The 15,471-nt window shown below is 62.8% G+C and carries 13 protein-coding genes; 11 read left to right on the top strand and 2 right to left on the bottom strand.

Annotated features, from left to right (window positions below):
* Positions 1–85 precede the first annotated feature (85 nt).
* The 7 genes from KC8_RS06030 (at position 86) to KC8_RS06000 (ending at position 8,935) form a co-directional block, all read left to right on the top strand.
* Positions 86–970 (top strand): helix-turn-helix domain-containing protein, encoded by an 885-nt coding sequence (locus tag KC8_RS06030; RefSeq protein ID WP_010124677.1) that lies wholly within the window; start codon positions 86–88, stop codon positions 968–970.
* Between the two features lie 280 nt (positions 971–1,250).
* The gene (locus tag KC8_RS06025; protein WP_010124678.1) at positions 1,251–3,626 is read left to right on the top strand and encodes a TonB-dependent receptor; all 2,376 of its coding nucleotides are present in this window, start codon (positions 1,251–1,253) and stop codon (positions 3,624–3,626) included.
* 239 nt (positions 3,627–3,865) lie between these two features.
* Entirely contained in the window at positions 3,866–4,642 is a 777-nt protein-coding gene (locus KC8_RS06020; RefSeq protein ID WP_232455643.1) for an SDR family NAD(P)-dependent oxidoreductase, read from the top strand.
* Positions 4,643–4,661: 19 nt separating this feature from the next.
* Positions 4,662–5,462 (top strand): SDR family NAD(P)-dependent oxidoreductase, encoded by an 801-nt coding sequence (locus KC8_RS06015; protein WP_010124682.1) that lies wholly within the window; start codon positions 4,662–4,664, stop codon positions 5,460–5,462.
* Positions 5,463–5,538: 76 nt separating this feature from the next.
* Positions 5,539–6,261: a TetR/AcrR family transcriptional regulator gene (locus KC8_RS06010; RefSeq protein ID WP_010124684.1), complete on the top strand. Its 723-nt coding sequence runs from the start codon at positions 5,539–5,541 to the stop codon at positions 6,259–6,261.
* A complete protein-coding gene (locus tag KC8_RS06005) occupies positions 6,258–7,835 on the top strand; it encodes a phytoene desaturase family protein (RefSeq protein WP_010124686.1) in 1,578 nt (525 codons plus the stop codon). Before KC8_RS06010 ends, KC8_RS06005 begins: the two co-directional genes overlap by 4 nt.
* Positions 7,832–8,935 carry a phosphotransferase gene (locus tag KC8_RS06000; protein WP_232455642.1) on the top strand — a complete coding sequence of 368 codons (1,104 nt, stop codon included), beginning with the start codon at positions 7,832–7,834 and terminating at the stop codon, positions 8,933–8,935. Before KC8_RS06005 ends, KC8_RS06000 begins: the two co-directional genes overlap by 4 nt.
* Before the next feature lie 11 nt (positions 8,936–8,946).
* On the opposite strand, the gene KC8_RS05995 is transcribed toward KC8_RS06000, so the two are convergent.
* A complete protein-coding gene (locus KC8_RS05995; protein WP_010124690.1) occupies positions 8,947–9,852 on the bottom strand; it encodes an alpha/beta hydrolase in 906 nt (301 codons plus the stop codon).
* 196 nt (positions 9,853–10,048) lie between these two features.
* On the opposite strand from KC8_RS05995, the gene KC8_RS05990 reads away from it, so the two are divergent.
* A complete protein-coding gene (locus KC8_RS05990) occupies positions 10,049–11,230 on the top strand; it encodes a DUF1214 domain-containing protein (RefSeq protein WP_010124692.1) in 1,182 nt (393 codons plus the stop codon).
* Between the two features lie 108 nt (positions 11,231–11,338).
* Positions 11,339–12,559, top strand: a complete 1,221-nt coding sequence (locus KC8_RS05985; protein ID WP_232455641.1) for a cytochrome P450 — start codon at positions 11,339–11,341, stop codon at positions 12,557–12,559.
* A gap of 17 nt (positions 12,560–12,576) precedes the next feature.
* On the opposite strand, the gene KC8_RS05980 is transcribed toward KC8_RS05985, so the two are convergent.
* A complete protein-coding gene (locus KC8_RS05980; protein WP_010124695.1) occupies positions 12,577–13,014 on the bottom strand; it encodes a nuclear transport factor 2 family protein in 438 nt (145 codons plus the stop codon).
* An 88-nt stretch (positions 13,015–13,102) separates the two neighbouring features.
* Here KC8_RS05980 and KC8_RS05975 point away from each other — a divergent pair, with 88 nt between their 5' ends.
* Positions 13,103–14,233: a TIGR03857 family LLM class F420-dependent oxidoreductase gene (locus KC8_RS05975; protein ID WP_443026357.1), complete on the top strand. Its 1,131-nt coding sequence runs from the start codon at positions 13,103–13,105 to the stop codon at positions 14,231–14,233.
* On the top strand, positions 14,233–15,357 hold the full coding sequence (locus KC8_RS05970; RefSeq protein WP_010124698.1) for a phosphotransferase family protein: 1,125 nt from the start codon (positions 14,233–14,235) through the stop codon (positions 15,355–15,357). The genes KC8_RS05975 and KC8_RS05970 overlap by 1 nt, the downstream gene beginning before the upstream one ends.
* Positions 15,358–15,471 lie beyond the last annotated feature (114 nt).

Genomic DNA, 15,471 nt, shown 5'->3' with positions numbered 1-15,471 from the left:
ATAGTTCGCCACACCCTACCCAAAGATAGAGGAGGAGACACCACGTCCGACCTAATGTGGGCGAAACAAAAGCCGAGGAGAGGACATGTTTCGCCCCGAAAGCGATTGGACAGGGCAGGGCCGGGAAGGGGTCGAGGCTTTCGCCATCGACCGCCGGGTCGCGACCAATGGAGCGACGGTCGATATCCGCCGCTTTCGCTGGGTGACCCCGAGCAGCGGCTCATTCTCTCCGGCGCGTCACTATCTCGATTACTCGCTGACCCAACAACCGCGTCGGTCCTTGCTCAGGACCGATGCCTGGGCCGATGAATGTTATTCCGGGGATATCCTCTATCTGGCGCCACGCCATGAATATTGGGGCGCGCCCGCGCTCCAGGAGCGCCGCTTGCTATGCGTGGCGCTCGACGACGATTTTCTGACCGATGTGTTCGAGGACGGCGACCAGGCCGCAACGCTCCTCCCGAGCGCCGACGTTCGCGGCGGCGCGTTGAGACGTCTCCTCGAGGCAACGGCGGCGGAATTGATGGCGCCGGGCTTCGCCAGCGATGCTCTGGTGGGCGCAATGCTGGTTGGAATCGCGGTCGAGCTTGCCCGCAGCCTGCGGCAACAGGATGCCGCCGAAAAGGAAGCCAGCGGCGTCGCCATGAGGCAGGTTCGTGCCATCACCGATTATGTGATGGATAATCTGTCGACGACGCTCAACATCGCCGACATCGGACGCGCGTGCGGATTGAGCACGCGCCATGTCGCGCGCGTCTTCAAGGAGGGGACCGGCGTCAGTCTCGGGGAGTTCGTCGCTCGCAGTCGCGTTGCGCTCGCCAAGGAACTCCTCACCAGGAACAATCTTCAGATCAAGGAAGTGAGCTGGCGCTGCGGCTTTGGCAGCACCGCCGCCTTCTCCGCCGCCTTCCGTCAGGCAACGGGGGCGACCCCGCGAGCCTTCCGGCATGGCACGATCGCGCTGCAATGACCGGGAAAGTATAGGACGTCTGCCAAAGAGTATCGCGAGCAGGTCATGGATTGCGCAGGCGATTGTCTCGAGCGTGTGAGACAAATATGGTATCATCTGTTCAATTTTTGCAATCCCGCGAGGCGGGGATAACAAATTTGGGGAGGGTCAGCTTATGAACCGCAAGATCAATATGCTGTTGTCGACAGCGCTTACAGGAATGTGCTTTACATTGTCTCAACCTGTATTGGCGCAGGAGGAGTCTGCTCAGGCGGAAACTTCCGGAGTCCAGGACATCGTCGTGACCGCGCGGCGTACCGAGGAAAATCTCCAGACGACGCCCGTTGCCGTCACCGCGCTTGGCGAGGCCTCGCTTGTCGAGGCTCAGGTCAAGGATGTCGCCGACCTGCAACGTACGGCACCCAGCCTCGTAATCTCCAAGGGTACGGCCGGAACCTCCGGCTTCGCGCTCGTCGCCATTCGCGGCCAGGGCAACCTCCAGCCGATCCTCGCCAATGATCCGGCGGTTGGCACCTATATCGATGGCGTCTATGTCGCGCGGCCCTCCGTCGGCCTGACCGACCTGCAGGACATCCAGCGCGTCGAGGTGCTGCGCGGTCCCCAGGGTACGCTGTTCGGCCGCAACACGACCGGTGGCGCGATCAACATCATCAGCAACGATCCCACCGACCAGTTCGAGGGCCAGGTGAGGGGTGAAGTCGGCAATTTCGACTACAAGTCCATTCAGGCGACGTTGAACATCCCGCTCGCAGACAATCTGAGCTCGCGCTTCAATTACGGATTCCGTCAGCGTGACGGTTTCGGCAAGAGCCTCACCACCGGCCGCGACATTGGCAATCTCGACAGTCACTTCGCACGCGGCAAGGTGAAATATGAGGGCGAGGGCTGGGATATCACCCTGTCCGGCGACTATAACAAGATGAAGGACACCGGCCAGAATATCCAGCTGAAGGCGGTCAACGAGGCTGTGATCAACGGCTCGCTGCGCCCCGGATTCTCCAACGCCTTCTTCGGCACGCCCAACTTCGCGTCGCTGACGCCTGCCCAGCAGGCTGTGGTGCAAGGCGCCATCAACGGGCTCTATCTCAACCCGCTGAATGCCGGCCTCCATTCCAAGGACAATTGGTGGGACAATACGGCCCGCGGCACCTTGCCCAACGCGGGTGCGGCCGCGCTCCCCGCCGATGTCCAGGCGCTTTACGGTGTGCCGCCGTTCAACAATCTCGAGGTTTACGGATTTGCCGGCACGATCAATGTTGAGCTCGGCGGCCTCAACCTGAAGTCGATCACTGCCTATCGGCACAATATGAACAAGGGCCTCAACGATACCGACGCGACCGCAGCCGGGCTGCTCGCGACCTTCTCGGGGTCGACGTCGGAATATTATTCGCAGGAACTGCAGCTGTCTGGCGACATCACCGATGCGCTCAGCTTCATTGCGGGCGGCTATTATGGCCATGAGAAGGGCGATGAATATAGCCGGTCGCAGATCTTCGGTGGACTGCTCCGCGACTCCACTGCGGATATCACCAACGAGACCTTCGGCCTGTTCGCGCAGGGCTATTATCAGATAACCGACACGCTCCGGACGGTCGCGGGCTTCCGCTACACCTGGGACACGCGGGATTCGGTCCTGCATAACCGGCAGATCCTCGGCCTGCCTTACAATGCACCGGTTGCAGGTACGCCGACCGGCATCAACTGCACCGTGACCAATCCCGACACGCCGCCGACGGCTGACACCTGCAACCAGACGCAGAATGCCAAGTTCAACTATCCTGCCTGGACCTTCGGTCTCGACTGGCAGGCGAGCGACGACGTGTTCGTCTACGCCAAGACCAGTGGCGCGGCCAAGGCGGGCGGGTGGAACCTGCGCGCGGGCGGCTTGCCCGCCTTCAAGCCGGAAAAGGTCATGGACGTCGAGGCGGGCCTCAAGGCCGATCTGTTCGACCGCCGGGTGCGTTTCAACACGGCGATCTTCCATACCTGGAAGAAGGACAATCAGGCGATCGTGAACTCGTTCGTCGAGGGAATTGGTGTCACGCAATATATCCAGAACAACGGCAAGGCCCGCATCTGGGGTATCGAGAACGAGCTTACCGTGATCCCGTGGGAAGGCATGGAGGTGAACGCCAACCTCAGCCTGATGGATGGCAAGTACAAGTCCGGCACGTTCAATGAAACGCAGGTGATTGCCGGCAGCGGCTGCCCCACGATCAACGGCGTGGCCAACAGCTGCGTCGTCGATCTGAGCGATCTGCCGCTCATCCAGCTACCTAAGACCCAGTTCAACATCAGTGCCAAGCAGACCTTCCCGGTTGGCGAGGCCGAACTCTCGATCCAGGGCAACTATGCCTATGTCAGCAAGCAATATTTCAACCAGGTAAAGCCGGCCGACCAGCAGTCCGACGCGGTCAAGGCGCAATATGCCCGCGAGAACGAACTCGGCCAGATACCGGGTTACGGCCTGTTCAATGCGCGTGTCGCAATCCAGCTCGAGAATCCGAATATCGAATTCGCCGGCTTCATGCGCAACATCGCCAACAAGAAATATAATGTGCGCAGCTTCTCCGATCTCTACCGCCAGCTTGGCATAGCTGCCGAATATGCGGGCGACGCCCGCACATGGGGCATCTCGATGGCCTACAAATTCTGATCGCGCGAACGCGGATCGGACGAATGACGGGGGAAGCAGGCATGCCTGCTTCCCCTTTTTCGTGGCGCACATTTGACGCGCCATCCAATTGCACCCTGTCGGCGGATGGGACGATAGCGGTGGCGCGCTTTTAATATGCAGCCATTGACCATGGCGATCCCGGAGGAAGCAGCATGCGCAAAATCGACCGGCCCGATTATGATCGGGCAGCATTCGTCGCCAGATATGGGCCGTGGGCGGTGATCGCCGGCGCCTCGGAGGGGACGGGCGCCTGCTTTGCGCGGCAGCTTGCGGCGATGGGCATCAATATCGTGCTGGTATCGCGGCGGGCGCCGGCGCTCGAGGCGCTCGGGGACCAACTGGCCCAGCACCATGGCATCGAATATCGCGTGGTTACCGCCGATCTGCGCGAAGAAGGCGCCGCCGGCCAAATCATCGCGGCCACCGCTGACCTCGATGTCGGTCTTTATGTCTCGAATGCCGGGTCCGATGGCGCAGGCAACAGCTTTCTCGACAATCCGGTCGAACGCTCGCTCAATCTCCTGTCGATGAATGCGGCAACCGTCGTTCGGGCAGTCCACGGTTTTGGCGAGCGTTTCAAGACAAGAGGCCGGGGCGGCTTCGTCATCATGTCATCTGGCGCGGGGCTCGGCGGTCAACCCTGGCTGGTGATGTATTCCGCAACGAAGGCGTTCGAGCTCAACTTCGCGGAATCGCTCTGGGCCGAACTGTCGGGCCAGGACATCGACATCATCGGCGTTGCTGCGCCAATGATGGACACGCCGACCTTGCGTCGGGAAACCGAGGGCACGGGCTTCGATCTCAGCAACGCCTATGATCCGGACGACGTGGTCCACCTGGGACTCGCGGCGCTCGGTAGGGAGCCGCTCGTGATCGTGCCGGATGGACCAGACGAGTGGAAGATTCCGCAGATCGAGGCGGACCGGAAAACGAGGCTGCTGGCCCTTGCCGAATGGGCCAAGGGCTACACGGTCGGCGCACGCGGCGAAGCCTGAAGCGGGTGAGGATGACGTCATGAAAAGACTCGAAGGCAAAGTCGCAATCGTCACCGGCGGCGGTGGCGGCATTGGATCCGCCGTCGCGCGGCGACTGGCGGAAGAAGGCGCGAAGGTCGCGGTCGCCGACATTTTCGAGGACAGTGCCCGCCGCGCGGCTGAACCGCTCGGTGGCAACGGCCTCGCGCTCGCTTTCGATGCGTCGGACGCCGCATCAGTCAAGGCCATGGTCGAGGCGACCGTCACGCATTTCGGTCGCCTGGATATCCTCCATAACAATGCTGCCATGACCGACCCGGTCAAAAGTCCGCAGGATACGACGGCGGTCGACATTCCGCTCGAAATCTGGCGCGAGATCCTCGACGTCAACCTCACCGGCTATTTGCTCGGCTGCAAATATGCGATCCCGCACATGGTCGCGGGCGGTGGCGGGTCGATCATCAACACCGCTTCCAATTCCGGCAGCGCAGGCGATCTCGCCCGCATTGCTTATGGTTCCTCGAAGGGCGCGATCATCGCGCTCACCAAATATGTCGCGACCCAGCACGGCCGGCAGAATATCCGGTGCAACAGCGTGGCTCCCGGTGTGGTGCTCACGGAAGCACTTGAAAAGACGGTCCCGGGCCTGAAGGAGATCATCAAGCGGCACATCCTCACGCCCGAATTCGGAACGCCCGACGATATCGCGGCGCTCGTGGCGTTCCTGGCGTCCGACGAGTCCCGCTACATCACCGGCGAGAATATTTCGATCTCGGGCGGGGGGCTTGTCCACCAGCCCCATTATGCCGATCTGATGGCCTTCATGGAGCAAGCGGGCTGACCACCAGCCAAAGGACAGGGTCCGCAGCCTTCCGGTCGGGATAGCGTCTCCACTATAATTGGTGGGAGCGAGAGGCATGTCGACCGGAAAGGGAGCGGCCAAGCGGTCGCCGCAGCAGACGATCGCCGCCATCGTGGCGGCCGCCGGTCATGAATTTGGCGAGCGTGGCCTCGAAGGGGCGCGCATGGAGAATATCGCCAGGCGCTGTGGCCGCACCAAGCAGCTGATCTACCATTATTATGGCTCCAAGGAGCGGCTGTTCGCCGAGGTCGTTTCGCTGAGCCATGAAAGCGCCATCACCGAGTTGCTGGCGTATGATTATGACCGGTTGTCGCCGGAAGAGGCGCTGGCGGCCTTCCTGCGCAACATGTCGGACCAGTATCGCCGGTTCCCGCAATGGGGCCCGATGATGCTGGACGAGAATCTGCTGGGCGGCGTGCATTATGCGGAACGCCGCCGGTTGAGCGCGATGACCCAACCTCTGCTCGCCCAGTTCCGCCGCATCCTGGTCCGTGGCGCGGCGCGCGGCGTATTTGCCGCGGATGTCGATGTCGACAAATTCTATGCGGCCGCCTTCTCGATGGTGACCGCCTGCTATCTGACAGGGCAGGTCCTGTCCGAATATCTCGCAGTCGACATGCGCACGAGCGACGGGATCGCCGAATGGCATGAATATGCCATCGGCCTGCTCCTGGCCTCGCTCCGCCCTGGAAGTTTGACCGGGCGACAAATTCCCGTGGTGGACAAAGGTCGCCCGTCGCCGGCTAGTGCGATGGCAATCGAGGGGAGAATGGAATGACCGATCCGGTCGATGTGGTGATCGTCGGAGCTGGCCATAATGGCATGGCCGCCGCCGGCTATCTGTCCCGTGCGGGCAAGAAGGTCGTGGTCGTCGAGCGCATGGCCAAGGTCGGCGGGATGACCAGCTCTGGCTATATGATTCCCGAGGCGCCGGAGCATCTGGTCACACCGTGCGCAGTCGAGCTGCTGTTCGCACGCGGTTCCGGTATCATCGAGGATCTCGAACTCGACAAATATGGGCTGCGCACCGTCGATCCCGATCCGACCTATGCCTATCTCGACCCCGACGGCAGCTCGATCGCGATTTTCCGCGATCCTCGCCGGACTGCGGAGGATATCGCCCGGATCAATCGCAACGACGGCAAGGCCTATCTCGAATTCCTGCAGTGCCTCGACGCGATGATGGATATCGGCTTTCCGCTGATGAAGGCCGAACCCGGACGACCCGATGCGCGCAACCTGTCCAAGATGATCGGGAGTGCCATCCGCAACGTGAAACTGAAGGATGCGCTGACAGCCATTTCGAAGGGGACGGCGGACCAGGTCGCGTGCGAGCGGTTCGAGCATCCCGCAACGATCGCGCTCCTGCTCGGCATCGCTGCCGGGGCGGGACCGGTCGACGATGATGGCAATGCGGCCGCTTACATGATCCTTGCCGTGCTGCATCGGCTCGGCACGGGCAAGCCGATCGGCAGCCTCCAGGCCTTCGCCGATGCGATGGCGGCAAGCATCACCGCATCGGGCGCCACGATCGAGCTCAATGCGCCCGTAGCCGAGATCCTGGTCGATGGCGGCGCAGCCAAGGGCGTGCGCCTTGCCGACGGTCGTGTGATCCGGTCGAAGATGGTGATCGCGACCTGCGATCCGCGGACCGCCATGGCGCTGACCACGCCCGGCGGTGTCGATCGCATGTTGATGAAGCGGATCGAACACGCCCCTGCCAACCGCGCAAATGCCGCACCGTTCCTGGCCAATGTGGCGATGAGCAAACCGCTCACGCTCGACCGGCACAATCAATGGAGACAGGATGGCGTCAATCTCGACCAGGCGGTCGGACTGATCGGCACGCCTGAGGAGGTGCGCGAATCCTTTGCGGCCGCCAAACGCGGGGACATCCCTCGCCGGCATGCGATGTCGGTCACGCCCTTGTCCAACTCAGATCCGAGCCAGGCACCGGCGGGCCAGTCGCTGGCCTATGTCTATCTGCCGGCGATGGCGGTGGATGCGCGCGAGGGCTGGTCCCCGGAACTCAAGGACCGGACGATGACTGACATCGTCCGGCACGCGTCGGAATATTATAGTGGTTTCGATGCCGAAGTCGGCCGCTTCGTCGAGACGCCGCGGGACCGCGAGAAGCGGCTCAACGTTACCAACGGCTGTGTCACGCATGTCGATTTCGGCGCGTTGCGGGCCGGCGTCCATCGGCCCGCAACCGGATTTGGCGGCCCCAAGCCGATCTTTCCCGGGTTCCTCATGGGCGGTGCGGGCAGTCATCCGGGCGGCGGGGTCTCGGGGATTGCCGGGCGTATCGCTGCAGACCGGGCGATCCGCGCGCTGAAGGCGATCCGGTGAGCGAGACCGAGGCAATGGCCGCAACGCGCGTCGCGATCCCGATGACGCTCGACGGCGTCAGTGCGGAGTGGCTGACGGCGATCCTCCAGTCGCGCTATCCCGGAATTGTGGTCGAGGCGATGGACGAAGTTCATCTGCGCAACAGCCACACAACCAAATATCAGGTGAGGCTGACGCTCAACGAGATCGGTCGCCTGGCCGGTATTCCCGAACATGTCTGCCTTAAGGCCAACTGGGCAGGGTTCGACAGCAAGGACATCTGCCGCCTCGAGGCGCGATTCTACGAGAATTTCCGACGGTTGGTCGATTTTCCGGCCCCCCGATATTATTTCGCGGATTGGGCCGACAATGCGTCGGGCCAGGGCTTCGTCATGATGGAGGACCTGGCCGTCGGCGGTGGAAAGTTCGGCCACAGTACCGACCATATGGGTGTGGAGGAGGCCGCCCGCGGCGTCGCCAGCCTTGCCAGGCTGCATGGCGCCTTCTGGGACAGCCCCGTGCTGCATGCGGCCGACTGGTTGCCCGTCTCGATGGCGACCCCGACGGATTCCGATCAGCTCCGCATGATGTATCAATATGCCGAGCTCAATCATCCGAAGCCCGAATATCAGGCCTTCCTGCCCCAGTGGATCCGGGGTGATCTCTCGCGGCTCCATATCGTCTATGACGCGCTCGTAGATTTCGCGCGCCACCGTGAACAGGGTCCTTACTGCCTCGTCCACGGGGATTCCCATCAGGGCAACAGCTATGTCCGCCCCGATGGCGAACGGGTCTGGCTGGATTGGCAGATGGTCCGGAAGGGCCGGCCCATCCGCGATTTCACCTACTTCATCCTCGGCGCCCTCACCATCGAGGAACGGCGCGCCCATGATCGCGACCTGCTGCGCCACTATCGCGAATGCCTGGTGGCGACGGGCGCGCAGAATGTGCCGGACGACGACATGTTCTGGGAATCTTATCGGCGCTGGCCGCCTTATGCCATGCAGGCGTGGATCGCGAACATGGACGAATGGGGCCAGATCGGCATGCACATTGTCGAGCGCATCTTCACCGCCGGCGAGGATCTGAAGACGGTCGAGGCACTCGGCGTCAACTTCTGAGGCGCGCGCGGTCAGGCCGGCGTCGAGGCGATCCACCGGTCGAGCCGCTCCCAATGCTCCCGGCGCGTCGTTGCGAAATTCTGGCAGTGGGCAGCACCTTCGAGGACGCTGAGGGTGACATCCTTGCTGCCCTTGAAATAGGCTGCCTCGCCCCACGGGTCGGGACTTGTGTCGACGATGCTGTGGAGCACGAAGACCGGCGTGGCGATCGCAGCTGACGCATCATGGACGATCTGTGGCGTCAGCGCATCGCGCGCGAGGCAGGACGGTGTCGGCGTACCCGCCGCCTCATCGGCCGCGACAATGTCTGCGGGTACGTCGGGCAGATAGAAGAGGCCCCGCATCTGCTCGCGCGGCGTCGGGATATAGCCTTCGGCGAGCAAAGTCTGCGACAGGGTCGCGACGTCGGTATCGCCCAGCACCATCGGCTGATTGGCCCATCCCAGCACCGCGACCCGGTGCATAGCCGGAAAGGCGGCCGCCTGGGTAATGACCATCATTCCGCCGATGCTGTGGCCGACGCCGGTCACCGAGACGCGGTGCGCCCGCGCGTGCGTGCCGTCGCCAAGCATCCGGACGGTTTCTGCGAGCGCATGGGCATTGGCGGCCGCGATCCTCGCGCGGGTCAGCTTGCTTTCGCGCGCCGGTGTCGAGCTGTCACCCATTCCGAGATGGTCCAGCGCCAGCACCACCTTGCCGCGATCGGTAAAGAAGCGCGAGAAGCTATACCCATCGTCCTCTCCGAAGGTGGGGTGCCAATAGCTCCGCCGATAGCCACCGCCATGAAGGGCAAGAATGAGGTCGACCGGATCCCCATCGGCAATCCCGTCGGGCAAGTGAAGCGTGCCCGCGACATGAACCGGCTCGTCGATCCCGGTTGCCGCGGTGACGTCGAATTTGAGGTCCAGTGAGCGCATCGGCAAAATTTCCTCATTCTGAGCCGGTGACGGCTTTGCAGGCCGACCAACAGCGTGAACCTGTCCCCGGACAGGATCATCATTGGCGCGCCCGCGATAGTCTTGGCAGTGGCCGTGTATCGAAGCGCCTACTTCAGCCTGTCCCAATGTCTATGGTGGGCCCGAACGAGCTCGACATGGCACGAGGGAGAAAGAGATGGCCGCGATGGGCTGGGAAGAGTTGATCGACCAGTTGCGCCCGCTTGGCGAGATGATGCGCAACCGCCTGCCGGAAGCCCTGCGCAACGATCCTCATGTCATGCAGGAGTCGGTACGCCTCCTGCTCTACGGGCTGATGCGCGCGACAACCGATGCGGTCATCGGCGACCGCAATCACCCGATCTTCGTTCCCGAGCTCAATATCGCCCAGAATATCTTCCAGCCCAACGCCGATACCATCTACAAGACGGCGATGATCGGCCGGGGCGGCACCTATCGCCTCCGCGGCGACAGGGGCACCGTGCGGATGCTCATCCTCGCCCAGATGGGACCCGATACATTGAGAACCGGCCAGCATCATCCGGTGCTCGGTCAGCTCGATTTCGACGACCTGACGCTCGATGATCAGGGGCGCTTCGACGTGGTGATCTCGCCCGAACGACCCGCCGGTCATGCTGGCGACTGGCATGAGCTGCACGCCGAGGCGGAAAAGTTCATGGTGCGGATCGTGGGGTGCGACTGGGGCCGGGAGCGCGAGCCGCGCCTTTCGATCGATCGTCTGGACGTGGCGCCAGCGAAGGGTCGCGTCCCGCTCGAAGATCTCGCGTTCCGCCTGTCGGAGATCCCCGCGATCACGCGCAATTGCGCGCTCGCCTTTCCGCCCAAGGTCCAGCAGTTGCGCGACGAGGGACTCATCAACGCGCTCAAGGTTGTCGATTTCTCCCAGATGAGCGGGCTGTCGCGCCAATCCTATTATGAAGGCGCCTATGATCTTGGCGACGATGAGGCGCTGATCACCGAGGTCAAAATCCCTGAGTCCGTCGGCTACTGGTCGCTGATCCTGACCAATGAGCTTTATGAAACGACCGACTGGTACAATAACCAGAGCAGCCTGAACGACAGCCAGGCCGTCGTCGATGCCGACGGCGTGTTCCGGGCCGTCATCAGCGCCCGCGACCCGGGCGTGCACAACTGGCTCGACACTTCGGGTTATCCGCGCGGGGCCGTGCAAGGCCGCTGGTTCGATACGGACGAGCGTCCGACGCCGACGATCCGCAAGGTGAAGGTGGATGCCGTGCGGGAAGCACTTCCCGCCGGCACAAGGCTGGTCACCGCCGGGGAGCGAGAGAAGGCGCTGCGCGACAGGCGCAGTGCCGCCCAGTTGCGGACGATCTGGTGAGACGTTTGCCCGGGCGCGCCTTTCGCGCGCCGCCTGTCTTTGGTGAGGGTATCGCCCGCCCCGACCCTGTTAGACAATTGGCAGCGAATCTGACTCAGGAGCTTGATGATGGCGACCGCCCCCGAACTGACCGTGCCGGCCCATGTGCCGCCGGAACTGGTGTTCACGCTGCCGCTTTATGCGCGCAAGCGGGTCTACGAGAATCCGCAGGAAACCTTGATCCCCGAGATGCACGCGACGCTGCCGCCGATCGCCTACGTCACCAACATCTTTCCGGGTGACCAGCCGGGATGGCTCCTGAAGCGCGCCGAGGACGTGCAGGAGATGCTGCGCGACGCGGACAATTTCACTAAGAAGGGCATGGGCAAATGGGCCCAGAATATCGGCGAGGACTGGCTGGTGATCCCGACCGAGGCCGACCCGCCCGTTCACACCGAATATCGCAAGGCTCTGAACGCACATTTCTCGCCGCAGAAGATGTTCGCGCTCAAGGACCAGATCCGCGAGCGTGCGCGCGGGCTTGTCGCCGCGTTCAAGGACAAGGGGCATTGCGATTTCATCGAGGAGTTCTCGGAAAAATATCCGATCAACATCGTCCTCGACCTGCTTGGACTGCCCCAGGAGCGGATGCCGGAGTTCCTGAAATGGGAAAAGGACATGCTCCACACCAACGACTGGCAGGTCCGAGGCGATGCGGTGCGAGCGGTCAAGAATTATCTGCTCGAGGAGATCGAGAGCCGTCGCCAGGCACCGCGCGACGATTATATCACGAAGGTCCTCAGCTTCGAGATGCAGGAACGGCTATGGACCAATGACGAGGTCCTCGGTCATTGCTTCAATCTCTATATCGGGGGGCTCGACACGGTAACATCGCTCCTCGGGAACATATTCCAGTTCCTGGCGACCCATGCGGACCACCAGAACCGGCTTCGCGCCGACCCGTCCCAGATCGTCCTGGCGGTGGAGGAATTCCTCCGCGCCTTCGCGCCGGTTACCGCCTTCCGCATCGCGTCGCGTGAAATCGAGATCTGCGGACAAAAGGTCATGCCGGGCGAATATGTCGCTGTGGCGACGCCGGTCACGGGTCGCGATCCGACCTTCTATCCCGAGCCGCAGGAGGTCCGCTTCGACCGAAAGGCGGCGCACATGTCGCTCGGCAGCGGGATCCATAAGTGCCTTGGGATGCATCTGGCGCGGCTGGAACTCCAGATCGCCGTCGAGGAGTTCGTGACGACGCTCCCCGAGTTCCGCATCAAGGATGGCTTCCAGGTGCCATTCTTCGTCGGCAACATTCTCCACGTCCCCGACCTGCACCTGCAGTGGGACTGAGGGCGCTGCCCCGACTTTCAGCTGTGCATATCGACATGGAGGCGGGTCAGCTTCAGCGAAGCGATCCGCCATCCATCGCTCTCGCGGACATAATGCTCGTGATAGTGGCCGTAGCCCGTGATCGAGCGGACGCCCGGAATCGGTGACATGCCTTCGTTCCAGACGACGCGATCCTGCATCGCCCAGATGATGTCGCAAGCATCGTCGGAGACGAGCGTTATTTCGGGCGTATGGACCTGATGCGCGGACCGGGCGTGGATGACCGCGGCGCGAATCTGTTCGATAAGCGCGTCGCGTCCGACAAAGGGCTCCATGCCGGTGTCTTCGCGGACGTCGAGGATTGCGTCGGCTGTGAACAGACCTGCGAGGCCATCCCAGTCCTTGGTGTCGAGGAATCGGCAATAGCGCGCCTTCACGCCGCGAATGTCCTCGTAGATCTCGGCTCTGCTCGTCATCTGGATCCCTCGTCTGCCACCCGATGTCGATCGCCATTGTCCCGCCGGTCGAGACGCTTCTACCCTGCCTTCGGGCAGGTCAGTGCTAATGGCCGGCGAGGGAGAAGGGCCTATAGCCCCGTCCAGAGGATGCGATTTGATGACCGTTGAGGAAGCCGGCGCTGCGGCGCTGTTCGAGAAGTTCGGCACCTATATCCTGCCCGGCCGGGTCAGCGATCCGCGCCGCGGTATCGAGGAAGCACTCGAAGCCGAGCGGATCGGCCTTGGTGCGGTCTGGATCTCCGAGCGGTTCGCCCTGAAGGAGCCCGCCGTGCTCGCCGGCGCCGTCAGCGAGGCAACGTCGAGGATCCGCATCAGCGGCACGATGTACGCGACGATGCGGCATCCGATCGTGACGGCAAGCGTCGCCAACATGATGCAGGCGATGAGCGGCGACCGCTTCCGACTGATGTTCGCCCGGGCCGTTCCCGCCTATATGAAGATGCTCGGCGCGCCCGCGATCACGATGGAGCGACTGGCAGACGTCATCTCGATCGTGCGGCGCCTCTGGGCGGGCGAGACGGTCGATTATGAAGGCGTGATGGGCAAGTTTCCGATGTTGAAGCTGACCGACCGGCACGAAGGCCCGCCGCCGCCGATCATCTTCACCGCCATCGGCCCCAAGTCGCTCGAATTTGCCGGCGAGCATTGCGATGGCGTGCTGCTGCATCCGTTCGTGTCGGCGCAAGGGGTCGCCAACAGCACGAAGATCGTGCGCGAGGCGGCCGAGAAAGCCGGCCGGGATCCGATGTCGGTTCGAATCTATCACAATATCATCGTCGCGCCCGATCTGCCGAAGGATGAAGAGGAAGCGGTGGTCGGTGGACGCGCCATCACTTATTTCGAATTGCCGGGCTTCGGCGACCTGATCGTCGACATCAATGGTTGGGACAAGAAGGTGCTCGAGGCGATCCGGGCGCACCCCAAGATCGCCGGGCTCAATGGCAAGCCCGCCGACCAGGCATATACGCGCCAGGAACTGGTCGACGTCAGCCGTCTGATCCCGCAGGCCTGGCTCGACGAGGGCGCCGCCGTCGGCACGGCCGCGCAATGTGCGACGAAGCTCATGGACTTTCTCGATGCCGGCGCCGACGAGATCCTCCTCCACGGCTCGGCTCCGAAGGACATGGGACCTTTGACCACCGAACTCAAGCGCGTGCTCGGCGCGAGGGCCGGTTGATGGCGACGGTCGCACTCCAGGACGTCACGGTCACCTTGCGGGACTGGTTCGAGGCAAATGTCGAAGGCTGGCGCGATGTCGAGGTCAGGCCGCACGATGTCGAGCTGGGGGCGGGTTTCTCTGCCGAGATATTCTTCGTCGATGTGACCTATGTCGATCGAGACGGTCCCCAGGCGCGCACGCTGGTCGTACGGCGCCAGCCGACCGATTTCGAGGTGGTTCTGGGAAGCAGCCTTGCGCTCCAGGGCAAGATGATGGCCGCGCTCGATGCCTGGGGCGGCGTACCCGTTCCGCCATGGATCGGCATGGAGCTCGATACCAGCGTCCTCGGCCTGCCGTTCCTCGTGATGGGCAAGGTCGACGGGCAGTGCGCGACCCAACGCCCGAATTATAATGTCGATGGCTGGCTCAAGGATATGGAACCAGCCGGCCGCGCCCGGTCGTTTCGCAACGCGATCCACGCCTTTGCGAACCTGTCGAAGATCGACTGGGAGCAGGGTTTCGACTTCCTGGCCCGGAACGAATGGGGCAAGCCTGGCGTCGACCAGTATGTCGGCCATCTCGTCGCCTGGCATGCCGGCTGCGCAAAAGGCAGGTCGATGCGCTATATCGATGCGGCGCTCGACCATATCCAGCGCCACAAGCCCCTCCACGCCCCGGTCAACGTGCTGTGGGGCGATGCGACGCCCTCCAATGTGATGTTCGATGCGAGCGGCGAGGTGCAGGCGCTGATCGACTGGGAGCTTGCAGCCCTTGGTCCGGCCGAGCTCGATCTTGCCTGGTGGCTCTATTTCGACGACCTGTTCAGCCGCCGCTTTGGCATCGAGCGCCTGCCAGGTCTGCCGACGCGGGACGAGACCATCGCGATCTGGGAGGCGGCGGTCGGCCGGAAGGCCGAGAATCTCGAATATTATGATGTCGTCGTGGCGCTCAGGATGGCGCTCGTGGCGGTCGGGGCATTCGACCGGCAAGTTTCGGTGGGCAACATCAAGGCCGATAACAAGTCGATCGATGCCAACCTCATGACGCTCTATCTGGCCGAGCGGCTCGGTATGGAGCCCCCGGAGTTCGGACCGGACTTCTATGCCTTCATGAGCAACCTGACCCCGGTCGAAGAGAAATAACGTCCGCCATGTCGACGCGGGCGTCGCCCGCTTGACGGTCCTTGCGCCCAATAAATATACACTGTGGATATAGTGGCGGCGTCACGCTGCAGGGACATTTCGGGAGAGGGTGTC

Origin of the sequence: Sphingomonas sp. KC8, assembly GCF_002151445.1 — a bacterium.
Classification (GTDB): domain Bacteria; phylum Pseudomonadota; class Alphaproteobacteria; order Sphingomonadales; family Sphingomonadaceae; genus Sphingomonas_E.
This window is presented reverse-complemented; position numbering and strand designations above follow the sequence as displayed.

Coding starts and splice junctions, on each gene's coding strand:
- KC8_RS05980 (WP_010124695.1), bottom strand. CDS start 13,014: ATGACGAGCAGAGCCGAGATCTACGAGGACATTCGCGGCGTGAAGGCG.
- KC8_RS06010 (WP_010124684.1), top strand. CDS start 5,539: ATGTCGACCGGAAAGGGAGCGGCCAAGCGGTCGCCGCAGCAGACGATC.
- KC8_RS05995 (WP_010124690.1), bottom strand. CDS start 9,852: ATGCGCTCACTGGACCTCAAATTCGACGTCACCGCGGCAACCGGGATC.
- KC8_RS06030 (WP_010124677.1), top strand. CDS start 86: ATGTTTCGCCCCGAAAGCGATTGGACAGGGCAGGGCCGGGAAGGGGTC.
- KC8_RS05990 (WP_010124692.1), top strand. CDS start 10,049: ATGGCCGCGATGGGCTGGGAAGAGTTGATCGACCAGTTGCGCCCGCTT.
- KC8_RS06015 (WP_010124682.1), top strand. CDS start 4,662: ATGAAAAGACTCGAAGGCAAAGTCGCAATCGTCACCGGCGGCGGTGGC.
- KC8_RS06005 (WP_010124686.1), top strand. CDS start 6,258: ATGACCGATCCGGTCGATGTGGTGATCGTCGGAGCTGGCCATAATGGC.
- KC8_RS05970 (WP_010124698.1), top strand. CDS start 14,233: ATGGCGACGGTCGCACTCCAGGACGTCACGGTCACCTTGCGGGACTGG.
- KC8_RS05985 (WP_232455641.1), top strand. CDS start 11,339: ATGGCGACCGCCCCCGAACTGACCGTGCCGGCCCATGTGCCGCCGGAA.
- KC8_RS05975 (WP_443026357.1), top strand. CDS start 13,103: ATGGCCGGCGAGGGAGAAGGGCCTATAGCCCCGTCCAGAGGATGCGAT.